General features: G+C 48.8%; 18 protein-coding genes and 1 other RNA gene. 6 read left to right on the top strand and 13 right to left on the bottom strand.

Annotation, left to right across the window (positions count from 1 at the left end):
* Positions 1 to 93: 93 nt before the first annotated feature.
* From F556_RS0128700 to F556_RS36720, 4 genes are all read right to left on the bottom strand, one after another.
* A complete protein-coding gene (locus F556_RS0128700) occupies positions 94 to 501 on the bottom strand; it encodes a type II toxin-antitoxin system death-on-curing family toxin (protein ID WP_020620447.1) in 408 nt (135 codons plus the stop codon).
* On the bottom strand, positions 501 to 794 hold the full coding sequence (locus tag F556_RS0128695) for an AbrB/MazE/SpoVT family DNA-binding domain-containing protein (protein WP_020620446.1): 294 nt from the start codon (positions 792 to 794) through the stop codon (positions 501 to 503). Before F556_RS0128695 ends, F556_RS0128700 begins: the two co-directional genes overlap by 1 nt.
* A 144-nt stretch (positions 795 to 938) precedes the next feature.
* Positions 939 to 2,153 (bottom strand): hypothetical protein, encoded by a 1,215-nt coding sequence (locus F556_RS0128690; RefSeq protein WP_020620445.1) that lies wholly within the window; start codon positions 2,151 to 2,153, stop codon positions 939 to 941.
* 173 nt (positions 2,154 to 2,326) lie between these two features.
* Entirely contained in the window at positions 2,327 to 7,543 is a 5,217-nt protein-coding gene (locus tag F556_RS36720) for a rhamnogalacturonan lyase family protein (RefSeq protein ID WP_020620444.1), read from the bottom strand.
* 456 nt (positions 7,544 to 7,999) lie between these two features.
* Between F556_RS36720 and F556_RS0128680 the strand changes: the two genes are divergently transcribed.
* The 5 genes from F556_RS0128680 (at position 8,000) to F556_RS0128660 (ending at position 12,137) form a co-directional block, all read left to right on the top strand.
* Positions 8,000 to 8,236: a helix-turn-helix transcriptional regulator gene (locus tag F556_RS0128680; RefSeq protein WP_425414022.1), complete on the top strand. Its 237-nt coding sequence runs from the start codon at positions 8,000 to 8,002 to the stop codon at positions 8,234 to 8,236.
* A complete protein-coding gene (locus F556_RS0128675) occupies positions 8,233 to 8,673 on the top strand; it encodes a hypothetical protein (protein ID WP_020620442.1) in 441 nt (146 codons plus the stop codon). Before F556_RS0128680 ends, F556_RS0128675 begins: the two co-directional genes overlap by 4 nt.
* 448 nt (positions 8,674 to 9,121) lie before the next feature.
* On the top strand, positions 9,122 to 10,123 hold the full coding sequence (locus F556_RS0128670; RefSeq protein ID WP_020620441.1) for a Bug family tripartite tricarboxylate transporter substrate binding protein: 1,002 nt from the start codon (positions 9,122 to 9,124) through the stop codon (positions 10,121 to 10,123).
* Positions 10,124 to 10,138: 15 nt separating this feature from the next.
* Complete coding sequence (locus F556_RS0128665) at positions 10,139 to 10,591, top strand: tripartite tricarboxylate transporter TctB family protein (RefSeq protein ID WP_020620440.1); 453 nt, start codon at positions 10,139 to 10,141, stop codon at positions 10,589 to 10,591.
* A gap of 28 nt (positions 10,592 to 10,619) precedes the next feature.
* Positions 10,620 to 12,137, top strand: coding sequence for a tripartite tricarboxylate transporter permease (locus F556_RS0128660; protein ID WP_020620439.1), 1,518 nt, complete (start codon positions 10,620 to 10,622; stop codon positions 12,135 to 12,137).
* Between the two features lie 85 nt (positions 12,138 to 12,222).
* Here the strand turns inward: F556_RS0128660 and F556_RS0128655 are convergent, their stop codons facing one another.
* From F556_RS0128655 to F556_RS0128645, 3 genes are read right to left on the bottom strand one after another with little or no spacing between them, the layout of a single operon-like run.
* Positions 12,223 to 12,585, bottom strand: coding sequence for a hypothetical protein (locus F556_RS0128655; protein WP_020620438.1), 363 nt, complete (start codon positions 12,583 to 12,585; stop codon positions 12,223 to 12,225).
* 43 nt (positions 12,586 to 12,628) lie between these two features.
* Entirely contained in the window at positions 12,629 to 15,037 is a 2,409-nt protein-coding gene (locus tag F556_RS0128650) for a restriction endonuclease-like protein (RefSeq protein ID WP_020620437.1), read from the bottom strand.
* The gene (locus tag F556_RS0128645; RefSeq protein ID WP_020620436.1) at positions 15,009 to 17,222 is read right to left on the bottom strand and encodes an MrcB family domain-containing protein; all 2,214 of its coding nucleotides are present in this window, start codon (positions 17,220 to 17,222) and stop codon (positions 15,009 to 15,011) included. Before F556_RS0128645 ends, F556_RS0128650 begins: the two co-directional genes overlap by 29 nt.
* An 88-nt stretch (positions 17,223 to 17,310) precedes the next feature.
* Between F556_RS0128645 and F556_RS0128640 the strand changes: the two genes are divergently transcribed.
* On the top strand, positions 17,311 to 18,399 hold the full coding sequence (locus F556_RS0128640; RefSeq protein ID WP_020620435.1) for a hypothetical protein: 1,089 nt from the start codon (positions 17,311 to 17,313) through the stop codon (positions 18,397 to 18,399).
* 239 nt (positions 18,400 to 18,638) lie between these two features.
* Here F556_RS0128640 and F556_RS0128635 read toward each other — a convergent pair whose 3' ends face one another.
* The 6 genes from F556_RS0128635 to rnr form a co-directional block, all read right to left on the bottom strand.
* On the bottom strand, positions 18,639 to 20,189 hold the full coding sequence (locus tag F556_RS0128635; protein WP_020620434.1) for an ABC-F family ATP-binding cassette domain-containing protein: 1,551 nt from the start codon (positions 20,187 to 20,189) through the stop codon (positions 18,639 to 18,641).
* Positions 20,190 to 20,448: 259 nt separating this feature from the next.
* The gene (locus F556_RS0128630; protein WP_020620433.1) at positions 20,449 to 20,838 is read right to left on the bottom strand and encodes a type II toxin-antitoxin system death-on-curing family toxin; all 390 of its coding nucleotides are present in this window, start codon (positions 20,836 to 20,838) and stop codon (positions 20,449 to 20,451) included.
* Positions 20,838 to 20,984, bottom strand: a complete 147-nt coding sequence (locus tag F556_RS38160) for a hypothetical protein (protein ID WP_020620432.1) — start codon at positions 20,982 to 20,984, stop codon at positions 20,838 to 20,840. The genes F556_RS0128630 and F556_RS38160 overlap by 1 nt, the downstream gene beginning before the upstream one ends.
* Before the next feature lie 172 nt (positions 20,985 to 21,156).
* Positions 21,157 to 21,521, bottom strand: a transfer-messenger RNA (tmRNA) gene (gene ssrA / locus F556_RS36935).
* 215 nt (positions 21,522 to 21,736) lie between these two features.
* Positions 21,737 to 22,219: an SsrA-binding protein SmpB gene (gene smpB / locus F556_RS0128620; protein WP_020620431.1), complete on the bottom strand. Its 483-nt coding sequence runs from the start codon at positions 22,217 to 22,219 to the stop codon at positions 21,737 to 21,739.
* A gap of 127 nt (positions 22,220 to 22,346) precedes the next feature.
* Complete coding sequence (gene rnr, locus F556_RS0128615) at positions 22,347 to 25,193, bottom strand: ribonuclease R (protein ID WP_020620430.1); 2,847 nt, start codon at positions 25,191 to 25,193, stop codon at positions 22,347 to 22,349.
* Between the last annotated feature and the right edge of the window lie 419 nt (positions 25,194 to 25,612).

Genomic DNA, 25,612 nt, shown 5'->3' with positions numbered 1-25,612 from the left:
TGCTTAGGGTGGGGGTTGGGGAGGATAGCAGGAAGAATTGACAGCAAAAAACCAACGTCCCATGGTGTAGAGATGTTGGTTTGCTTTGCGAGCTTATTGACCTTTTATGTTTCGGTCCAAAGAGGATTGTTTTAGAATTTCGGCAGCAGCTTCTACGGGATGAATTCCTTTGGCAATATCAACGACAAACTCCACAGCAGCCTTACGTTCCATTTTTAGATGCTTGCCATTAATCATCAGAAATGATTTTGTCACCAAGTAAGCTGTTCGTTTATTACCGTTATGAAAGCAGTGATTTTTTACTAGCGACTCTAGTAAAGCTGCGGCTTTGTCAAACAAATCGGGATAAGCGTCTTCTCCAAAAATACTTTGCTGAGGTCGATGTACCGCAGATTCCAGTAAACCATGATCCTTGACTCCTGCCTGGTCTGCGTCATTCATTCTACGCATCATAAAATAATGGGCGGAAACGATCTCTTCTTTGGTTAAAAATATGATCATTAGCGGTCCTTTAAATCTTCAAGAATACCCTCATCTTCTTCATACACATCAAAAAACGCTTCAAGAACTTCCGGTCTTACGTTTTCGGGTAATTGGACCTGCCGGACTTTTTTTAATACAATCTCACCGTGGTCGTTTTCAACAAATTCGATTTCATCGCCTTGAGCTACATTAAGTTTCTCAGCTAAGTCTTTAGGTAAGCTTACCCCAAGGCTATTCCCCATCCGTCCAACCTTACGCGAATACTGTTTACCATCTGACTTATGACTCGACACCTTCACCACACCATTCATTTTTAAATTCCCCTCCTTGTATAGTTATGACTAATCTCACGTCCACCATTCGTTATAACTGTATTAACATTATAACTTTATTTTATCATTTTATCTGAATCTTCAAACTACGACAACAATAAATAAAATTAGTTACTCCGCCATTTAAGATTTTACCAACTTCTTCTCCAACATCTCCAGTTCATCGACCATCGCCACGCGGCGGGGATACTGTTCGATCAAGCGGTGAATCATTGCCGCTGCTTCTTGTTTTGCGCCAGCTCCGTGATATTTTCTAATCAACTTGCAGACACCCTTATATTTCCCCCGGGTTGAGGCTGCAGCAGCTTCGCGCACGATGAAACCTTCAAAAATCTGATACGCCTCCGACGGAAAGTGCTTGGCCAACTGTTTGCCGTAGTGTTCAATAAACATCGGCGTCTTTTGCACGACAGCCAGCAGCCGTTCCCACTCGCCTTCATCAGCCAGCAGCACAGCATATTCATAGGGTATATAAGCTTGTGACAACTCCCGTAAGATGCCTTCTTTGTGCTCCTCCCACACGCCGTCGGTTTGGTAGAGCTCCTTCAGCCTCCTGTAGTAAGATGCCTCCCCGCCCATCAGAATCAAGCGAGTCATGTCGATTTGTTTCTGTCGATTACCTAGCACCGTGTAGATATGTTCCAGGTAGTACGCCCATCTAGCCGATTTGCCATACGCTTTGCCCTCCTGCAGCACTTCGAGGCACAGCTTCTCAGCTGTCTCGTATTGTTCAGCCGCAATGGCCCGTTCGACGACCAGCGTTCGCATCTCTGGAATGTGAAGGTGCTCCATCTGATAGCGCTCAGCCGCCTCGTTGCCCTCCAACTGCTCGATGAGCTGATGCGTGATGATATATTGATCGGGGTACGCCTTGTCCCCGTACATCAAACCAAGGACATCGAACAGCTCATGCACCGTCGCAGCTTGCTTCTGATTTTCCACCACATGTGCTGCACTCCGCAGCAACCGATAACCAAACTCCGACCATTCCTGAAACGCCTTATGCTTGGCTGTCTTGATGATCTTCTGGAACATGCTTTTTTTATCTTCATTTGAAATAGACTTTGTCATCGTCTCTATCCCTTGTATGCATTCCCCAACCACGTCGGTTATTGCACCTGACGATGAGTCTGCGTGAGAGATCAGCTTGATGACTTCCGTTAAAATGTACAAATGAATGTCTAAGGACAGACTGACATCCCCAGATGCTCTGCTCTCTCCAACAATGACGATCATGTCATGGCACACGCGATTACAGCCACCATAGGGTAGAAAGCCTCGATCCGAGTTCGTGCGTATCAAGCGTTTCACTTCAAGCTTGGTATCCGCTAGATTCATTATGCATGTCCCTCCAAATTAAAGTTTTTCCGATTCGGCTTATCCTGCTTGAACAGGAGATACAGCTACCGTATCACACGTATTCGCATGAAACAACAGGGAGCTAGCCACTCTTGACGCACAAAATAGCCCCTCGGTCCACGACCGAGAGGCTATCACTATTCTATGCTGTCTTACACATCCAGCTCCAAATCAAGCACGGTATTCAGCATCCGCACGATAATCGTTACCGACTGACTGCGGGTTGCGGTATCGTTCGGTGCGAATCGGCCGTCGCCTACACCGTTGACGATGCCGGCTTGGCTGAGCTGCTGGATATACCCTGCAGCCCAATGGCCGCTAATATCGGAGAACGTGGACGCTTGGTCCGCCGCGCTGATATCCAAGAGCCGCGTCAGAATCGCGGTCATCTCCGCACGGGTGATCTCCTGATTTGGACTGAACGCGCCATTGCCTGTACCGTTCACGATGCCCGCACTATACAAGGCAGTAATATAGGCATCTGCCCAGTGTCCTCTGGTGTCGGAGAAGGAACCGATTTCTCCTGACGTATCCATACCGAGCGTACGGACGATCATTGCTGTGAATTCGGCTCTTGTTACCGGATTCGAGCCTTTGAACTCCCCGCTAGGGTAGCCAGTAACAATGCCCAGCTGCGAGGCATAACTGATGGCCGATGCCGCCCAGTGCGTCGCCGCTATATCAGGGAAGTGAACTGGCGAATTGGCTTGCAAGGCTTGCAGCAGCTGCAATTTGAGTTGCTCAGCATTTACAATGCTATTCTTCAGGACCGGCTTATCTCCCACCGCTCCCGGATCTGTACCAGGATCGGTGCCAGGTCCCGGTTCTGGTTCTCCGTCATCATCCGGATCGGTGCCAGGAGTCGTCGGCGGGCCCGGAGGCGGAGTCGGAATATGCGTTTGCTGCGTTGTTACGGTCACCTTCAGGTACGCAGGCTGGCCTTCACTGAATTCGAAGGTCAGGACATCTCCATTGGTCAGGGTGGCCAAGTAACTGCTCTTAATGGTGATCGCTTGCTTGCCGTCATCCGTTACCACTCCCAGCGTGTAGTCGGTGTCAGCAAGTGCCGTATCTCCTTTCTTGATTCCAGTGAGCGTGTTCCCATTCAAGGTCGCCGTCACCGTAATGTCTGCGCGGGCATTCGTATAGAACGTGACCGTTGCAGCTGAGAGCGAAGATTGATTGACCGTATAGTACAGATTCGGCACCGGGAGCTGCCTCGCCTGAACGTCAGCCCGGATATCTTCACCCAGGTAGAAGCCCAGATGCGCTGGCTGGTTGTACGTTGAATTTTGCAAATTAACTGCCATTCGATACGTCGGATCATGCATCAGCGTGTAAATGACATGGTCCGTCGGAATGTCGGTCGTATAAATCCGCAGTGCATTATTGTCACTGGTACGAACCAGCACCTCATCACGCCAGTCTCCGAAGATATCGGCGATCAGACCCGGATTGGCCTTCGTACCATTGTTGGAGTAGCTTCCGGTCAATGTCTGAAGTGTCTCCAGCTCGCTCGCACCGGTTTCCACATCGTAGTTAAACTTGGTAATAGACGGTGGCTCTGTTGAGTTATAGTTGTCCGGTCCGTCGAAGAACTCGTGCAGCAGGTCTCCATCCCAATACAGGACAAAGTTAACCGGTGCCTTGTTTGAGACACCAATACCGCCAACTTCATTCGTAATGACCTCGCCGCTCACCATGTTATACATTGGCGTTTGAATGGCCCACATTTCAAAGCCTGGCAATGGTGTGACATTGGCGGCTACGCCGCGGCCCACATCGCCGACGTTAGCCGAGTACGTCCACACGGGCTCCCCAGTAGAACCACGAACAAGGGTGACATTGTTCGGAGGCCCGGATTCATGTGGCTGGAAGACGTAGATTTCATCACTGTCCGGTACCATTGCGCCTACGTGCAGCGCGTCACCATGACCTGCCCGGGTCGTTCCCCGTGTTCCATTACCGCTCCAGACAATGGTTCCGTCATGGTCCAGCGTAATCGCGCCAAGTACCACCTCGCTGTAACCGTCATGATCTACATCGGCAACTTTCAGATTGTGATTACCTTGGTTACTGCCAGCGTTCCAGTCCGCCAAGGCAAAATCCCACACTTTCATAATCTCACCGTCGATCCACTGATACGCCGCAACGAAATGTGGACCATAGTGACCCCGCACCTCAATGACCGTCGGATAAGGCTCCGCGCCAGGCTCGCCATTCTTCGGCATATAAGCTACCGCTCCGTTGAAACGGTCACTGCGGTTATTGTTGCCGTCACCCCAGTTAGGGCTGATGTTATAAGGTGCAAAATAAGGAACCGTATCCAGCGCCTCTCCGGTAAGTCCGTCAAAGACCGTAAAGGTCTCTGGACCGGATGCCACGCGACCAAGCGCGGTATTATTCACTTGGTTGCCATTGGCCGGGTTTTGCAGCCCGCCTACCCACACGGCATCCTCTTCGCCCAATGTCCAGACCGGATCATCAGTCAGGTCATTGATCGTTCCATCTTCCTTAGGAAGATACAATCTGGTGCCGTCAGCGGTCTTGACCGCGAATTCGGCCTTGCCATCCTGATTGAGATCATAGAAGCTGAACGGGCTGTGATGCGCACTGGATACGATATTGATGCCCAGATTGATTCGCCACAGCAGCTCGCCTTCCAGTGTGTACAAGTCAAAGATCGTCTCACCGGTATGCCGATTAGTCAGGCCCGGGTCTTGCGCCTGCGACGGATACCATTTAACGAGAATCTCGTACTGTCCGTCCCCGTCCACATCCGCGACGGACATATCATTGGCGGTGTAAGTAATTGGTTCTGCACTACCGGTCGCACCATAGGCTAGCGCCGGGTTCGGGCGGTCCGCTGGGCGCTGCAATGGGATGTCCACGTAATTATTGGCCCATGCCGTTGCAGGTTTGCTGTGCGCTCCCGTAGTTACTGTTTCAACTAAGTAGGTATCCCCGGCTTTCCCGCCAGTATCTACATAGTTTAGCGTTGTAATAGGGCTTGCGTTAACTTTCGTTCCATTTCTGTAGACGTTAAAGGTTAGGCCTTGATTATATTCCGAAGCGAGCAGCCGCCAGGTGACCAGGATGCCCCGGTCGTTATTTTCCGGTACAGCCACGACGCCTCTGTCCAACCACTCCATTGAATACGGCCCGGTGGTGATTGGCGTCTGGTGCCGGTTCTCAATGAACAGCTTCGCCTCCACGCCCATGCGGTTGACTGCTACGCCAGGATCGCTCACAATCGTCCCTTTGTAGGAAAATACACCTTGCTTATCTGGGTCATAGACTAGCTCAGCAGTAGGCTTGGCCCATGGAACCTCGGTGAGTTCCCAGGTTACCTCAACCGTCTCGGTTGTGCCGCCTGCTACCTTGACGTTAATGGTCTCAGGCAGTTCTAGTCCTTCCTCGTCCGCAACATCCCCGATATTCACCGTCTTGGACCAGCTCTGCCAGGTGTTGCTGTCCGCATTCTCCGGACGCTCAGGCAGGAAGTCATATGGCACGACCTCTGTAATCGTGTCCTGTGACAACGGCTGCGTAAAGAAATACAGGTTATCGATGCCATTATCCACGATATTAATGTTGTTGCCGCCCGCACGCTCTCCCGTCATGACAAAGGTACGGATCTGGCTTCCCGAGAAAGGAACCGTCAGCACCGATGGCACTGCCCCCGCTTCATCTCTAGGTACAAGAGACACCTCAGCCAGCATCGTATCGAAATCGAATTCCACATCGACGGTGTACCACGTATTCACAGCGTTATAGCTAAACGCCTGATAACGAGCACTATTCCAGAAATAATTCGGATCAGTACCGGTCGGCCCAGGCAAGGTGCCTGCAAACGCACCAATCGTTCTAGCACCATTGTACGTGCCCGTTCTCAAACTGAGCAGAACATTGGAACCGTCCTGGAAGCTCAGGTTAAAGGTGTTCTGCTGGGTCGTCACGGCAGGAACCTTCCAGTCAAAATGAGCATAAACCTTGCTGCCGAATAGCGGCTCTGGCAGCTGACCCTGCCCGCCGCGATTACCCGAGCCGGAGGCATCAAACCGGAAGTAGTGATTGGCCTGGGGCTGTGTTTCTCTGGCGAGCGTACCGACGTTGTTAAAAATCCACAGCGGTGGCTCCCCTTCACTCGCAAAACTACTGCCAAACGCTAGCGTATAGCCTTCCTCAAGTAAGGAGGAAAAGTCTGGCGTTGGTTCTGTTGTCGCTGGCACATGAGTAACTTGGATCTGCACGCTGTCCAGGATTGTATCATCCATGTTAGACGTGGCCACAAGCATGGTCTGGCCTGCGCCAACGCCTGTCACAGTCACGCTGTTATCCGAAGCCACGGCGATCGTGGCAATGCTGTCATCTTGAATGGACCAGGTAAATGTGCGGTCGGCTGCATTTATAGGCATCACTATCGCACTGAAGGTCGCCGTACGTTTGTCTTGAAGTGAGCCTTCTCCATACTCCAGATTGGCGGAGGCTGGGGAGACCGTCACGTTTGTAGGGTTAATAATTGGTTTTACACCGCCGGACTCAGCGGCCCGGAATACGATATTGTCGACCCGCATCCCATAAGTGCTCTCTTCCCAATCCACACCTGTTACGGCGTTAAACCTGGCCCAGTTCTGACCACTGGCACGGCTCGCGCCGATGCTCATGCTGGTCAGCTTGTCGGAGCCAATCGCTACCGGCCCTGGCGTGGTGTAGCTGATGCCATTTCCGTCTGTCAATTGGAGAGTTGCCTGCTGCGCCAGCAGATCAAGCTGAATTGTCGCTGTCAGCTTGGTTAAGCGCGGCACCCCAGTTAACGCGTTCGTGGCGGAGCCTAAGTCTGGCGCGTTGTTGGCAGCCGAGTTGCCGGCATAATAAGAGATGGTTGCCGGTGAATTCGCATTGGTGCCACTTCCAGAACTACGGAGGGTAATGACCTGGTCTGTCCCATCATTCAGGCGGACATCCATTGAATTCGCGTTTGGTCTTGTAATATCCACCCACCAGTCGAAGCTCACTTCCACCTGGTCTTTGCCGGAGAGATCATACTCCCCTTGATCCAGCGGAAGCGTCCACCAGAAACTGGCTTGCTGAGCGCTATTCGAATCCGTATAAGTCGGAGGCTGCACCCGGAGTACGTTGGAATCGAATCCCGCTACGGTAATGGAACCGGTACCCGTCGTAGCTGGAGCACCCGTAACCGTGCCTACCAATTCTCCATTCTCAAAATCCAAGGTACCGCCCACTTGGGCCAATGGCACCGGCGTGTTGTCGCTGACCTCCTCCCCCCATACCATCGAAGGTACGAGCATACATGCCATGGAAACGGTGAGAAGTACCGATATGTACTTCTTAACTCTTCTCTTCATTCATTTCACTCCTCGTGGCTATGAATAGAGTTGATGTGTAGCGTTGCCAGTCCAGCCCCAGAATGCTCCTGCTACGGTTGCCACACTATAAAACGCTTTCATTTTTGATAAAGCGCTTTCTATTTTCCGTTCACCTCACTTCTCTATTGGGATGTACGCAACCGAATCTCGATGTGTTTTCACTGGCAAGGATGTGTCTGCATTGTAGCCCATCCTCAACTTTCCCGTAAATCATGGCTATTGATCGTGCTGTTCAGAATTGATTTTGTATCAATATTGACGGGTAGGAGCAAAAATGAAGGCATGGGCCACTCCGATTCATTCAGTACTAAGGGATTTGAAAAAATCGGCCACTTCCGGGCGCTCAGAACCTCTGCAAAATAGTCCACCTCGAAATTGCAAAGCAGGCTTTACATTTTATGCAAAGCAAGCTATACTAAAAATGCAAAGTTGACTATGCAAATACAAAGATGGAGGTGTCACTTGAAAACGCGAATTCAGGAGCTACGCAAACAGCGCAAGCTGTCCCAAGAGGAATTAGCATTAGCCGTAGGCGTGACCAGGCAGACCATCACCTCACTGGAAGTTGGCAAGTACACCGCGTCCTTGATCTTGGCTTACAAAATAGCCCGATACTTCGGTATGACAATTGAAGAAGTATTTGATTTCAGCGAATTGGAGGAATGGGAATGAATACGTACAGAGCAAAAATGCGCACCCGCGCGAACTGGGTGTCACTAGCAGCGGTCGTGATGGCCATTATTTTCTTCGTCCTGACGTTCTACCGGGACCAGTTGCCCACGCTACCCAGCTTCATTAAAGGGTTTCACCAAGGAGCCTTCCTTAGCTTCGAACTGCTGGCGGTCTGGTTTTTGTCCACCTACATGCGTATCCGAAATAAGGATGAAAAACTAAAACAATGGCATATTGCCGAAACCGACGAACGAACCGGTCTTATCATCCGCAACGCGAGTACACTCGCCATGGCGATTATCTTCAGCGGACTCGGCATGGCCACGATCGTCGCCGGCTTCTTCAGCACCACGGTGTTCTTCTCCTTAATGGGTGCCCTGTTGTTTATCCTGGTGGTGTTCTATGTCTTGTGGATTTATTATGCGAAGAAGCTTTGATGGTGTGGATGTATAAAGGAAGAAACACTAAGAAAACCAACGACCTTCCAGATTTGTTTGGGGGCTGTTGGTTTTTTTGGGTAGAATAATGTCTGCCTTTTACCATAAACAAAATCTAGCCAGTCAATACTTAACACAAGAACAACATATTATGTAAGTTAAAGTGTCAAAATACCGCATATAATTATCTTTCGTTACCTGACATAGTTGATTTAGTATAATTTTTAGCCACCATCATTTGGCAACTTGACACCGTATTCATCACTTTAAAACATTCTTATTGTCTATCTATTCAGTAAATAACTTTCTTTTCGTTAGCTTTTACTCTTTAAACAAGCCATAAATTAAGTGAAATGCCTATTTCACTTTATTTTTTATATTGACGCATTTTAGATAAGACATTAATGTTAGTTTTGTTGACACAAATATAGAATGGGGAGTTGTCGAGATGAAAACAAAGAAATCCATACTGGTATCTGTCCTTCTTGCCTTTAGCTTAATTGTATCCGCATGCGGAGGCTCGTCATCTGAGACTAGCGGTGCGAGTGCATCCAATTTTCCAACGAAGCAGGTCAAACTCGTCATTCCATACCCGCCAGGAGGGGGGACCGATGTCCTCTTCCGCCTCATCGCCTCCTACGCAGAAAAGCACCTTGGCCAGACAATTGTCCCAGCTAATATGGGGGGTGCGACGGCCACAATTGGCTCGCGTGAGGTAAAGGACGCCCGAGCTGACGGTTACACCATCCTAGGCACACATCAAGTGATCGCCACTGCCCAACATACAGGCATCGTTGATTACGGATTCGCCGACTTCCAGCCCGTTGCACAAGTCACATCCACGCCACACCTGCCACTCGTCAGCAAAAAATTCGCCGAAGACAACAATATTGAAACCCTAAACGACTTCATTGAATATGTGCGCGCTAACCCCGGCACCGTGCTGTGGGCATATACCGTGGGCTCCGAGGATCATTATACGATTGCCGCGCTACTGGACCAGGCGGGCGTCGATCCGCGATCGATGAAATACGTTAACTACCCCGGAACCGGACCGCAATACGCTGCTCTCGTTGCCGATCAGGTACACGGCATGACTGGCGACTATGCTTCCGGCAGAGGGTATATCGAAGAAGGCAACGCGATTGCACTAGCCGTTGTCGACGAAGAGCGTAATCCATACTTGCCGGATGTGCCAACAGCCAAGGAACAGGGCATCGATTTTGCCGTAACGGTAGACCGTGGTCTGCTAGCACCAAAAGGAACGCCAATTGAGCTGATCGAGGCGCTGCAGGAAGCGTTCGACAAAGCACTGGCCGATCCCGAACTGCAAGAAAAGATCGAGGAGCTGGGCAGCTTCGCCCGCTATAAGCCACATGACGAATACAGCGATTTTTTGACCGATCTGGATGCTACCATGGGGCTGCTCGCCGATAAAATGAAATTCTAAAGGCTGGTGATAACAATGGCGGACCGTATCTTTTCCATCGCCGTCCTGCTGTTCGCAGCACTGTTCTTCTACGAATCGCGGACGTTTGCAACCAAAAATGCGACGCAGACGCTATCGTCCGCTTTCTATCCCAGGGTCATCATTGCCATCATGACGATATTCGCTATCGTCGTGCTAGTAAGAAGCTTTACTCGCAAGGTTTCGAGCGTGCCGATGGCCGAGTTGCGCAACAAATTAAAGGAGCACTGGCGTATTCCGGTGATGTTCGTCCTGTTCTTCGTCTACATCGCAGTCTTGCCGGTTATCGGATTCATCTGGAGCACCGTAACCTACCTGTTGATCGGATTTCTGCTGCTCGAACCGGCCTTTCGCGCCAGACGACTTATGCTTTACGTGCCGGCCTCCGTCATTTTGACCATCATTATTTTCTTCATTTTCGAACGGCAATTGAACATTGTTTTGCCATGACCCTAGGATAATTAGGCGGTGACCTGCTATGGACTACTCATCAATCATGCAAGCCTTCTCGGCTGTGCTGACGCCCTCGACCTTCATGCTGCTTGCCATCGGTGTGTTCACCGGCATTCTGGCCGGCTGTATTCCCGGGTTAACGTATACGATGGCAATTATGCTAGCTTTCCCATTCACGTTCGGCATGGATCCAATCTCGGGGATTACGCTGATGGTCGGCATTTATATCGGTGGCTTGTCCGGTGGCTTGATCGCCAGCATCCTGCTCGGTATTCCCGGAACACCCTCATCAGTGACGACCACCTTCGATGGGTTCCCAATGACCCGGAATGGCGAACCCGGCCGCGCACTTGGCATCGGCATCCTGTCCTCTTCGGTAGGCACGATTGTAGGCGCCATTGCCTTATTCGCCTTAGGCCCGGCTATTGCGGGTATAGCCTTAAAATTCGGTCCATGGGAGATCTTCTCGCTCGTCCTTTTCGCCCTTACACTGATCGCTGGATTGAGCGGCCAAGCGTTAAGCAAAGGACTGGTTGCAGGATGTATTGGCCTGTTAATTGCTACGATCGGCTACGACCCGACGGGTAGACTCCGTTTCGATTTCGGCATGCCGGACTTGTCCGGTGGCATCTCCATTCTGCCCGTACTGATCGGTTTATTCGCTATTTCGCAATTATTCAAAAATATTGAAGAAATCCGCCAGCAAACCCTTACCTTGAATAAGGAGCAGGTTCGCATCCCGCTCAAGCAAGTGTTCAAGGACATGTATGTGGAGAGGTGGAATACGCTGCGCTCTTCTGGCGTAGGCGTGTTTATCGGCGCGCTTCCGGCGGCAGGTGCGGAGACAGCCACCTTCATCAGCTATGACCAAGCCAAGAAGTTCGCCAAGGATAAGGAGAAGTACGGCAAGGGCCATCCTGGAGGCGTCGTGGCTTCGGAAACGTCGAACAGCGCCCTGGCAGGCGGCGCCTTTATTCCATCCATCACGCTCGGCATCCCGGGTGACGTCGCGCAAGCGGTGATGTTCGGTGTATTGATCCTGCACGGCATTACCCCAGGCCCAGGCCTGTTTCAAAATCAGCCCGTCTTGGTCAATTCGATCTTTGTCTCACTGATGATTGGTTCCATCATTATGCTCGTGCTGCAAACGCTGCTGCTCCCAATACTGATAAGGATCGCGCTCATCCCGAACACGATTCTAATTCCCAGTATCCTCGTCATCAGCTGCGTGGGCACTTACGCCCTCAACAATCGCATGTTCGACGTCTGGTGCATCTTGGTCTTCGGCTTACTCGGATACGCGCTGGATAAAATGAAGGTGCCGCTTGGACCGGTCATCCTCGGCTTCATCCTCGGGCCTAAGGCCGAAGACGAGTTGATCGAAGCGCTGCAAATGAACCCGAGCTTCGCCGAATTTTTTACCCGTCCGATCTCGCTGCTCTTCCTGATCCTGGCGGCCGGCTCTATCGCTTACGCGCTCTACCAGCAAAGCAGAGCCAAGAAGAAGGATCGTTCTGGCCCGGAATTCAATCAATTTATATAAGGGCCGGATAAGAAACAACGGTAGTAAACTCAACTCGGGACAACAAAACCCCACATTCGCACGAGGATGTGGGGTTCGTTGCCTGCTACAGCGAAAAATCGGTCACGCCTTTTTTAGATGCGAGTTTCAGCGTATACGTCCCTTCTTCTTCATAGGGCATGGTAGCGATTTTAATTCGCGTATAATCCAGTCGACTGTCTTTTACTACTTTTTTCACCAAGGCGATACTCTTCTCTTCGTTCGTTATGACACAAAAGATATTCAGCCTGTATTGCTTTGGATCCGCCAAGCTTTTCCCTATATCGAAACCATCCACATGGCCTAAGCCTGTATCCGTTAAAGAAATCTCCAAGTATTCCATCACTTTTTCCTTTAACCAGTGATCCCGTTTACCCCCCTTTTCACTTTTCAGAGGATATTGAACCACTAGCCAGAATTTTTCGCTCATTCCGCTTCACCAGCCTGTTCAAGAGTATCAAGTATCCTGTTCTTTACTCCACCCGAATCCCTACAACATTCCTAGCCAAATCCACATGCTCATGATCCAAGTCAACTTTGACTTTGCCGGACCTACGCACTTCACGCCACTTGCGAAGATCCACATCGTCTTCTAGCTTCAGCTCCGCAATCTCCAGCGCCCGATCCAGCATGTACTTGGTCGTATAAAGACAAGTGTAGATCCCTTGTCCACCTAATGCAATTGGACGCGGCAGTTGGTGCCAACTTTCGATGCGGAATCTCACGTATAACTCCTCGCCCGTACCTGAACGAGCTGGACGTTCCGTGATCTCACGTCGCTTCACAACCTTCCACTCCGACACTTTCCCATACCAGTGGATACCTGTCTTGTCCTCATCCTTGAACTTCTTTCGGGACTGGCACATCGCAATGTACTCAATCTGAGTTAATAACCGATGATCCTCTATATTACGTAATGGCATGTGATAAAACTCATGTTCCAACGCCAGGTATAGTTGAGAAGGCTCTCGCAGTGAGCCAACAAGCACATTTTTGCCTACAAGTTTATGTTGGTAGTACTCTCCCGTTCCTCTCGGTCTGGTGGCACGCTCAAAGGCTTTCTCGGGACTATCGTGAATAATTTCTGCTAGAAATGCACGCATTAGGTCGGTGGAGCCAGGCAGAAACGGAAACGCCCCAATGTTCACAAGCTCTATACTGCGGTAAAACGCATGGCTTCGAAAGCGCTCCTCCTCACTATAAGGAAAAAGAACATAAGCCCCGAACATACTACGTTCTGGCACTTGCTTCCCCTGTCCATCGTAAACGATGGCGTCCCGATAACGATGCATCGTATTGATATCGTCCTCTTCTGGGCCTGGTTGTTTGTACTTATCATGATAGGAGCTTCCCTCGTAGGCCGGATTCAACCGATACTTTGCATCAAAAATATATTTGTATTCTGTTGCTGCATCGTTCTTCTTTAGCGTGAGTACATTGTCTGGTCGCTGCGATAGTGTAGGCGTGCTATCTCCTTTGGGCAAGCCATTATAATAGAGTGTGAACACTTCACCATTACCAGGATTGCGATAAACCATCTTCGCCTGCTGGCCTCTACTGAGTCTTACAAATAGCCCGCTTCGATCTACCTTGATGATGTCCTGACTCACCAACTCATAGCTTTCTCCTAGCAACTGAGTGATTTTAAGAAAACACCAGTATTCATAGAGCTGAGCCAGGTCCTTCATTGAGAGTCGCAGTAAATCACCCTGAATGGACAATCCCTTCATTAACATGAGGTAATAACGATACACCTCACGGTACCCTGGTGCCATCTGCAATACAAGCGTTACTGAGAGATGAGACATATCTCTTACCTGGAGAAAGTCAAACGCCATGACCCGTCGGAGCTGTGTCTGCATCACATCAAGCTTCTTGATAAGCATTTCATCTTTCTTCCGTTCTAATCGACTGAGTTGTTTCGGTAGTTCTTTCAGTTTGTTCGAGATACGAAGGAGCAACCATCGGATAAACCGATTTTCAGTAGTATCATAATCAACGATTTTCCTCGATTCTAAGACTTGAGTTGGTAGCAGTCGTTTACCATTCATTTGGATGAACCCAAGCTGACTGTGCTCTGCGAACTTATGCGGCCTCTGTGCAAGATACGTCCGGTTATGCTTGGCAACACGCTTTGCCCTACCTGCATCCACCAACCGCTGTTCCATCCCCATCGTATGATGCGGCGCATGGTGAATACGTTCGACTGCCTGCATCAGCTGGCTGAAGACATGCTGTAAGATCGTCACATACTCCGTCATACTTTGTTGACTCGTCTCGCGAAGCCCCGTGAGCTGGTAGGTTTTGCGTAAGAAGTCAAAAGATAAATTATAAATCTGCTGATTGACGTCCTGCAGGATGACCTCATAATCTCGCTTATAATCCATCTTCGATGGGAAGATCTCCAATTGCAATCTCAGTAACGACTGACCATGCATTTGAATCTCAAATTCAGTAAGACCAATCTCATTTTGAAAGTTTAGAACACCGGAGAGAATATACTTTCCAAGTGGACGAATCGCTTGCCGGAGGTGCAGGTTATCATGGTGAAACTGAATCGGTAACTCCTGCTTCTTCTCAATTACAAGCTCATAGGACTGTGTCTCAAAAAAGATAGGCTCGCCTCGCTGACCTGTCTCATAATCCTCTAACTCTCCAGTGGCCAACGAAAGCAATCGGACACGATTCATTTGGAGCTTTGACGTTAGAACATCCACCTGGACAGACGAATCGACCCAAGCATCGCTTGGGTCTCGATGAAGCCTCAATGTCTCGACAGCAGGGTGAGATGGTTTTCCTTGGATGTACAGATTAAATAAATTGGTTTCTACTCGGAGCAGTTCCATGGTGCTATTACGATAACCAGTATGAGGTGAAGCCATCCTCTTCCAACCTCCGTAGCATAAACGCAAGCTTCTGCGCACTTTGTGGGTACTTGGCTTTCCCTTCGTCAATCCTGGATTGAGTCTCTTTATATAGCTCGGAAGCATCTTCGATATGCCGCTCTATTGATAAGCGCGCTCCGGTACATAAATGCAATAATTGTAGCAATACCCGTTTTAAAGCGCGATTACTTCCCTGAAGACGGGGAAGAATCTTCTGTAATACTTGGCAGTCAAAAGCTTGATCGGAATTAAGTAGCCCTTCACGTTCGTTGTAGATCATGTAGAAGCAGACTGTATCCCTTATTCGAAATCCTACATGAGCATGAACTGCTTCAAGGATTTGGTTAATATTGACCAGCCTAGCAGTAACATCTTGGATTAATACTTCAAATTCCTCAAATACCTCGACTAGTTGAAGATAGTCGCTACGCAGAAAAGCATTTGAAACAACTGACGGTTCTGTACTTAAGCCTTCTTCAGAACGCCGCCGCGGGAACTGGTCCAGACGTATGTCATTAAACTCAATGGTATTCGCACGGTCCAGTACCTTTTTACTGAACGGATGCGTCGTCTCATCCATATTGACCGTTCCAATGAAATACACATTATCGGGGACACTAAGCTCCCCATATCGCGCGCGATCATCGTCGTTAGTTAGCGATGCACTAGAGATTAAAGGTGATGTGATGATGTGCTCCTCATGCCACTCCTGCGTCTCCAAGACACTTAAAAGATCACTGAAGTAATGCTCCACACGGGCTAAATTCATTTCATCAAGACAGACAAAGTACGGTTTATGCTGGTTTTCAGGTCTCGCAGCCTCACAAAGCACCTCAGCTAATCGCCCAGGACGATAGACGCCAGACAAATCTTTATAGCCCAATAGATCCGAGGCGTCACTCCAATCCGGCCGGACCGGAATCAGCGTATACTGCCCATTCGCCACCGTCGCCCCAATCGATTCCGCGAACAGCTTTACCAATTTCGTTTTACCTGTACCCGACACACCGGCCAGGATGACAAATGGTTTGGTTTTGAGGGAGAGGTAGAAGTTTTCGATAAGCCCGTCTGGATAGATAAAGCCTCTGCTACTGATAAACGATTTGATATGTTCTATTTGTTCAGATACATTCCAATTTATCAATGGTGACTCCCCTTCATGGGCAGCAGCAACCGTCATATTTGTATCAGATTCGTATATCTCGACAAATTGACTGTAAGTGGTTATTAAACGTTCTAAATCAGCATGCAGTTGGGCATCGCTAAGCACCGATCCACGCTCGTAACCCTTGTACGCAATCGTCGAAACCTGATAATCACGACCAAGTCCTCCAGCGGCCAACTTAATTTGATCGTCTGTCATGAAACCATCTAGGTCAAGCAGTGATTGGAGCTCCTCGGTTTTTTGCTGCAAATATGCATACCCTTCTTTTCTCCCCTTCTCTTTTAAGGGCTTCGTTACACCCTGATTCAGAGTCAAGTATACGGCACTCATATCCTCAGCAAAAAGGTAGACGATGTACACACCGTGCTGGGTGGTTTCTGTAATTCGCTTATCCATTAATGCTATCCAAGGAACCGTAGCCCAATTCCCCATACCGACTGATCCCTGAATACGGATGGAGTCGTTTATGTAGGGTAGCTGCTTCAATTCATTAGGAATTGTATTGCGGACTAACTGACCCAATGTATGGTTTGTAAACGGGCCTGATTTGGCTTCAAGATAAGTTGACATGATTTGCTCAAAAGGAGCTTGAAGTGAAATACTAACTTGCAATTTAGAATTGTAACCCTCCAACTCCTCGTTGGCATAATTCTTCAGAGAGTTTAGGACGTCTTCCCCCATTCCCCAGATATGCTCATGGAATGTGATGACTTGGCCTTGATCCTTCTTCGAAAGAATCTCACTTAAAGCCTCAATCGGTGTATTTAACAAAGCTTTAGTTTGCGCAAGACTTAAATCAGCCCAGTTATCTCGTTTATTAGCCGGCGGAGAATCCGTAGGCTGATTGTTAGACTCCCTATATCTGTAGTAGTCCAGGAACTGTTGTGCTACTTGATCCATTGAGAGGAGCTTTTGACGGGTGCGCTCCCATACTTCAAGCATGGCAAGAACAAGCACCATTTTGTAGGATTTATTTTTCTTTTGGAAGATTGTTGAGAGTTCGGGTGGGAGTGGCATGGTGTCTCTCCTTGTTGATATATTATAAAGAAACCTGAATTTGTAATTTTCGTAATTACTATAAGATTAACATATTAGGAGGTAAAAAATGAACGATTCTCCAAAAGGCACATCTACAACACCCACAAAATATAGAATCAATTTTGGCGAAAGAACAGGAAGACTTGTTTTGGTAACCACAATTGTCGGGGCATTGGGAATAGGCTACTTTAAGGCTTTTCAACTTCTGATGAGTTCATTATCAGATAAAATCTATTTGAAGTATTACATAAACCATGAACATATAATAACTGCTAGCTTACTTTCAACCGCGATTTTATTATTGATTACTTTAGTTCGTTATTGTTATTTTGAATTATTAGCACTTAACAACAGTTTATCTGAAAACGACGGAGAAAAATTTATTAAAGCCGATTCTGCTTATCAATCTATTTTTGAATTCGCTTCCTTGTATGTAATTTTATCAATCACTTTAATTTTCTCAAGTTTTTTTATTCTAGGAATATTAGTTGCTAACTATATTACAATAGTCACTCTCATATTAATTCTATTGATATTTTCTCCATTTATCTTCTTCAAGAAAATCAGGAAAGAGACTCAAACTGGCATAGCACGCTTGATAAAATATTCAATCGATAAGAAATGGAGAATTTTGATTTGGTTTGCTACATCAATTTCAATCTGCTTTATAATTATATTAATAACTCTCTCCAACCAAAAAATGGAGTTTGAAGTTAACTTCAATAAAGATAATATCCAACTTCATTTCAAGAACGTATTACCTGAAAAAACAGTGATTCAATTTATTTCTACATTAAATGAGTCTGAACAGTTGAATAATGAAGTTATTTTAAATGGAAATGATTTCAGCTATTCATTTGTTGAAGTACTCCAGCGTTCACAAGAATCTGATCGCTTTCTTTTTACTAAGATTCTTAAAACTGAAATGAACAAAGGATCTGAGGCCTATTTAGTGTCAAATAGCAGTTATGATTATAAGTATAAAGTAGATTTAAATGGACAGTTGAAAACAGGGACAAATTATATTGTTATTGAATTTGTAACTACTGGATTAACCGAGAAGCATTACAGATTACTAAATCAGGTGAATGTTGACACTCAAGGGAATGTTCTTTTTAATAATGAGAGATTCCATGAAAAACTCAATAACTTATAATTTTCTATTTCTAAATATATCTCAAAAAACGCATAAATTCATTGCAGATAATCTATTACTTTAGAACAACGGACAGGTCTTCCGCCAACAAGACCTCTGTGTGTGCGGCGGCAACATACCCGCCGCATAGGCCAGAATAGCCTCTGCATCCTTATAGACATCCACTCTTAGTCTAACTGAATACAAAAAGAGCCAACTTTTATGAAGCAGTTGACTCAATGAAACAAATTTGTATAGCGCTAGCTTTGCATGGACCACGACTCTACGTCCCATGTTTTTGTTACAAAGTCCTCATAGAAATCAGGCTCATGAGAAACTAGAATGACAGTACCCTTATACGCTTGTAGCGCTCGCTTCAATTCGGCTTTCGCGACGATATCTAAATGGTTTGTTGGTTCATCGAACAAAATCCAATTGCTATCTCGCATCATCAGTTTACAAAGACGAACTTTGGCTTGCTCTCCACCACTAAGCTGATTAAGCGAACGTGTGATATGGTCGTTCTTCAGACCACAGCGAGCTAGTGCTCCTCTAACCTCACTCTGAGTCATATATGAAAATTCGTTCCATACGTCCTCTAGTGGCGTTATCGTTGGAGCCTTGGCCTCTTGTTCAAAGTAAGCCGGGAACAAATAATCTCCACGTGTCGTCTTGCCTTCTAATGGAGATAGGACGCCTAGAATCGTCTTCAGCAGTGTAGATTTACCTACTCCGTTGCAACCCACAATGGCAATCTTCTCTCCCCGTTCAATGACCATATCCATTTTGGGAAATAGTGGCTTATTATAACCAATGACCATGCCATCTGCCTCAAACACCATTTTCCCGCTTGCCCTGGCATCTTTGAAATTAAAACTAGGCTTTGCCGCTTCTTCTGGCTTATCGATAAGGTGAATGCGATCCAGCTGTTTTTCACGACTCTTTGCTCGCCCAGACGTGGATGCACGTGCCTTGTTCTTTTGGATAAACTCCTCTTGCTTCTTAATATAGCCCTGTTGCTTCTCATAAGCATCGATATGTTGGGCTTTGTTGAGTTCAGCCATTTCTTTAAATTTCTCGTAATTCGCCGTGTAACGCGTCAACTTGGCAAACTCCAGATGATAGATGACGTTGACGACCTGATTCATAAAACTGGTTTCATGCGAAATCAGAATGAATGAATACGGATAATTTTTCAAATAATTCGTTAGCCAGTTAATATGTTCTTCGTCCAAATAGTTCGTGGGCTCATCAAGTAAGAGAACGCCTGGCTTCTCTAGTAGTAGCTTGGCAAGCAGAACCTTGGTACGCTGCCCCCCGCTAAGTGCGGTTACATCTCGATCAAGGCCAATGGCGTTAAGTCCTAGTCCATTCGCCATTTCATCAACCTTCACATCGATGAGATAGAACCCGCCTATTTCTAGTTGTTCTTGGATTTCTCCCATCCGTAATAACAACCGTTCTAGCGTATCGGAATCCGCATCGCCCATCTGTGCGATAATTTCATTCAGTTCCTCTTCTAATACAAGTAAAGGTAAAAAGGCATCCCTTAAGACATCACGGATCGTTTTACCCGCTTCAAGCTGCGTATGTTGATCCAAATAACCATATTGAACGCGTGGGGTCCAATCGACTTTCCCCTCGTCCTTCAATTGCTTACCCGTCAGAATATTCATAAGTGTAGATTTACCTGTCCCATTGGCACCTACCAACCCGACACGTTCACCCTCAAGCAAACGAAAAGACACATTTTTAAATAAAACCCGATCGCCAAACGTATGGGTTAACTGTTCAACTGTCAACAAACTCATTGCTCTCTATCTCCATTCATGTATGAACCATAATTTAAGGCCATGGATCTAATAACTAACCGTATCATTGTAACACAAAAGCTACTCCTGTAATGTACGTTTCGAACCAATAGTGAGCCACAATATTATTCCAGGTGAAAACGCAAAAAAAGCACCTAGCGAGGTGCTTCTTCTGATACTGATTATGTAGACGAGGGAGTTGAACCCATGTCCTTCACCCTTAACCTTTCAGAGGTAAAAATAGGAAATCTACGCTACTTTATCGTGTCCCTGAAACGAAGTTTTCGATCCATACCGCCAGCTCATGCAAAGACATTTCACTTGTCGCCACTTTTATTGCAGTTTCAAATAACTCATCACCTGTAGCTTCCAACTCAAAGCCATTCAACTCCAAGAATACAAGTGCCGTCATGATTGCCGTTCGCTTATTCCCATCACTAAAACAATAAGCTTTTGCAAGTCCGTGCCAATACACAGCTGCTTTTGTGAATAAACCAGGGTATTGCTCTTCACCATAATACTCCGTAAAGGGCTTCTCAACGATTAAGTCCAAGTATCCCGGTTCTCTGACTCCTAATAAACCGCCATGTTTTTGAAGAACATAATCATGCAGCTCCAAAATTTGCTGCTGCGTAAGCTTAATAAGCATTAATTTTTAGCCAGCTTTTCGAACGTCTTTTCGTATTTATCCATTACTTTCTTTGCCGCCTTCATCGCAGCTTGATTGTTTGTTTCCGTTGTTTTGGTCGTTTCTTTCTTATTGAGTGCTATGGGCTTCTCCCTCTTTTCTTTCATCAGGCCACCTCCTCATGCAGCATTATATCTCTTTGAAGAAGAAATATGCTGATGAAAAGCATCCTGTTTTTAGTATAACACACACTGCGTATTTAGAAGTAAGGCTGCTGCCTTTGTATAGAATAAAAAAGCCATCAACCACATCAAGGGCTGAAGGCTTTTCGTGTTGCTGTTATGGAGGCGAGGGGAGTTGAACCCCTGTCCGAAGATAACGGCGCATGTGCTTCTACGGGTGTAGTCACAGTTTTGATGTCACCCAGGCGAGCGCCCCGTAACCGGCTATCGCAAGGGTCAGCCTGATTGTCTTCTTCAGCACACCTCAGGCGGAGATGTGACAGCGTAGTCCACTAAAGTTGAGCCCCTATCCTAGCACATGGACGATGCTAGGTAGAAGCACGTGTGCAGGTTATTAAGCTGCTACAGCGTAGTTTGTTTGTTGTTTGCCGTTTAATAGGCTTTAGCGTTGATGAAGCGGACGCGTCCCCACTACCCGCCACCCATGCTCGAACTATCCCCGTCGAATCCAGAAACGCCCCCGAGTTAGGAGTCGTCCGGATCAGCGAAGGGCCATTCGCTAGCTTCAGCAAATGAGCTTCGAGCCGGTGCATATGACTAGGATCTGTCGATCAAGTCACTTGTATAGTATACCACATCCCGCGCGGAAATGCTCGCCCGTGTTACTGGGCGCCCTGGCGAGATCAGGCAGAACAACCATCTGTCATACTAGTGGTGCATACGTCTTAAAAAAGAACCTAGCGCGCCACTTTCTGGCGTTCCCGCAGAGCCCGCTGGATGTCACGCTGAGCATCTTTCTTCGCAGCAGATTCACGCTTATCGTACTGCTTCTTACCTTTACCCAGACCAATCAACAGCTTAGCGAAGCCATTACGCGAATAGATCTTAAGCGGTACGATAGAGTAGCCCTCTTGCTTGGAAAGGCCGAGCAGCTTGTTGATTTGCGCCTTGTGCATGAGCAGCTTGCGCGCACGTGTTGGGTCCGACGGATTGTGACGATTGCCCTCCTCGAACGGGCTGACATGCATGTTATGAATGAAAATCTCGCCGTTACGGATAGTGGCGAAGGCATCGCTAATATTGGCGCGCCCCCGACGGATCGACTTGATCTCCGTACCGGTCAGGACCATCCCCGCTTCGAAGGTCTCTTCGATAAAGTAATCATGGGAAGCCTTCTTGTTCTGCGCAAGCGGCCGATCATCGGTCTTCTTCTTGGCCATGAGCCTCACTCCTCACTGCCGTTTACGACATCAGAATCTGGCAGAGCCAGACATTAATTGTACCAAGACCAGCAGGGGAAATCAATATCCCCCGCCCGTCTGCGCCCCACCGATCCGGCAGCTATTCCTACTTCTTTTTCTTCCGGACAAAAGCAGCCATGCTGCTGCCGCCGCCCTTGCCGCCCTTCTTACGCTTGCCACCACCGGAGCCGCTAGCGCCTGAACCAGAACCTCCAGCTCCAGAACCGCCGCCGCTGCCGCCACTACCACCGTCACCTGCTCCGCCGCCAGCGCCGCGCTTACGCGGGCCGCCCGGACGGCCACTGCCGCCGCCTGAGCCGCCACGGCCAGGACCACCACCACCGCGTATTGGCAGGCCCCACATGTCGGTGCGCTTACCTGCACCTTGACCGCTCTCTTGCTCGCCGCCCTCGCCCTTGGCTGCATCACCACCACGCAGCGGTCTCAGCCCGCCATCGTCAAGCGACCACGGCTCCTTGGCACTGGTCGGCGGCCCGCCTGGCACATCCCATGTGCCGCGGCCTTCGCCGCCCATTCGGCCGCCGCGCTTCTTGCCGCGTCCGCCGGTATCGGGCGTGCCGCCACCAGCCGGTGCGCCATCGCCCTTGCGGCGCTTGCCACCGCCGAAGCCTGCGCCGCTTGGCGCGCCTTTTTTGCCCCGCTTATCACCGGCATTCGAACTGCGCTTGTCGCCATCGCCGCCGCGCTTATCCTTCTTGTCGCGTCTGCCGCTCCACACTTCTCCCTGACGTGGACCCGCTCCGCGGCCGCGTGGCGAAGAACCGTAGTAGCCTTTGCCACCGCCCTCACGAGGCTTCATATCGAGCAGCTCAAAATCGATCGTATGCTCCTCCATATTCACTCGCGACACCCGAACCTTCAGCTCATCGCCGATCCGGAACTGACGCGAGGTGCGCTCACCGATCAGCATCATATGCTGCTCGTGGAAATGATAATAGTCATCGTTCATGTCGCTCAGACGGATCAGACCCTCAACAGAGTTCTCTAGCTCCACAAACATACCGAAACTAGTTACGCTACTAATCATCCCGTCGAATTCCTCGCCGACCTTGTCGAGCATGAACTCACATTTCTTGAGCTTCTCCGTGTCCCGCTCGGCGTCTACCGCAACGCGCTCACGCTCTGAGGAATGCTGTGCCGCCTCCGGCATCCACGCCTCTAGCGCTTCGTGACGCGACGCAGAGAGCGTACCGCCGTTCTCCAGCACCTCCCGGATTACCCGGTGAATGACAAGATCGGGATACCGACGGATCGGCGAAGTGAAATGCGAATAGAACTCTGCCGCTAGACCGAAGTGACCCAAGCTCTGCGGATCATACTTGGCCTGCTTCATGGAGCGCAGCATGACGGTGGAGATAACGGTCTCCTCCTTGGCTCCGCGGATATCCTCCAATAGCTGCTGCAGCGCTTTTGGATGAACAGCATTTCCCTTGCCCTTGACGCTGTAGCCGAAGTTGGCTGCGAACTGCACGAATGTCAGCAGCTTCTCTGCATCGGGATCTTCATGGATCCGGTACAGGAACGGTACTTTCAACCAGTGAAAATGCTCCGCTACCGTCTCATTAGCCGACAGCATGAACTCCTCGATGATCTGCTCAGCGACCGAACGCTCACGTTTGACGATGTCAACGGCCTTGCCATTCTCATCAACGATGACTTTGGACTCCGTGAAGTCAAAATCAATCGCGCCCCGCTTCATCCGCTTCTTGCGCAGCTTCATCGCCAGCTCTTCCATCAGCTTGAACATATCCAACAGCTCGCTGTAACGCTCCTGCAGCTCTGCATCGTCTTCGGTTAGCAGCTTGCGCACATTGGAATAAGTCATGCGCTCCTTGGTACGAATCACAGACGTAAAGACATCATGGCGCACCCGCTTCAGCGTCTTGGCGTCGAACTCCATCTCACACGACATCGTCAGGCGATCCACCTGCGGATTCAGCGAGCAGATGCCGTTAGAGAGGCGGTGCGGCAGCATCGGAATAACCCGGTCGACCAGATACACACTGCATCCCCGGCGGAAGGCTTCCTGATCCAGCGCCGACTTGTCCTTCACATAATAGCTGACGTCCGCAATATGCACGCCCAGAATATAGTTGCCGTTCTCGGCACGCTCTACGTTGACCGCGTCATCGAGGTCCTTCGCGTCTTCCCCGTCGATGGTGACAATGGTCTTGTCACGCAAATCGCGGCGTCCCTGCTGGACGATTTCTTCCTCCGTAATGGTGTCCGGCGCAGCCTCCGCTTCTTGCATTACCTCATCGGGAAAAGACTCCGGCAGCTGATGCTTGCGGATAATCGACAAAATATCAATGCCAGGGTCGTCCTTGTGCCCCAGCACCTCAATAATCTCACCCTCGGCCGCCGAACGGCCTTCCGGGTAGTTAATGATTTTCACGACGACCTTTTGCCCGCTCACTGCTCCCTTGAACTCACCCTTGGGGATAAAAATATCGCGGTTAATCCGTTTGTCATCCGGGATGACAAAGGCGTACACCTCGTGATTCTCAAACGTGCCCACGACCTGTGTCACCGCACGGTGAACAATCCGCACGACCTCGCCTTCGACGCGACCGCCGTTCTCGCTCCGTCCTGTGATGCGCAGCAAAACTGTATCGCCATTCATGGCGCTTTTGAGATCATTAGCATTCACATACACATCCGGCTGCGACTTGTCGTCGGGCAGCAGGAAGGCGAAGCCCTTCGTATGCACCTGCAGCCGTCCCCGCACCAGGTTCATCCGCTCCGGGACGCCGTAGCGGTCACTGCGCGTACGCAGAATTTTGCCACTCGTCTCCAGTTCATTGAGCAGCTTCAAAAAAGCCTTGAAGACCGCGGCGTCACTTATCTTGAACTGTTCCTCCAACTCCTGGTACGTCATCGGCTTGTAAGCCGTCTCCCGCATAAAGTCCAATATCTCTTGCTCGGTTATCATTCACTCACCTCAAAGCCGCCCGGGACGCCACCGAAGCATCCAGGAAACGGCAAATAAATAGCCATATTATATGTAGTATACACGAATCTCCGGTTAAGCAATCGCATATCCGCCCATTTACCGCAATTCTCCCAGAAACCTTGCAAACAATTTAACATGCAAGGACGAAAAGTGTTCAATCAAAGGCCTCATGTTCCATGCAGTTGGAGGCATCGTACTCTTTTGTAGTTACGCCCGCATGGAGTGGTCTTTGTTACTACCGCACGAGCAGTAACTTTAAATGGACACACCTCAAATAAGCTAGGAGAACAAGACTTTTTTTAGTTAGTTATGCAATTAAAAACCTCATCACTTGGTTCTAATAGAAGAGTAACCGACGCTTGGGATACCGTTTGGGATGAATACGGGGACGGCCTCCT

The organism is Paenibacillus daejeonensis DSM 15491 (assembly GCF_000378385.1).
Lineage (GTDB): Bacteria > Bacillota > Bacilli > Paenibacillales > Paenibacillaceae > Paenibacillus_D > Paenibacillus_D daejeonensis.
Note: the sequence above shows the minus strand (reverse complement) of the source record. Positions and strands in the feature narration are given on the sequence as shown.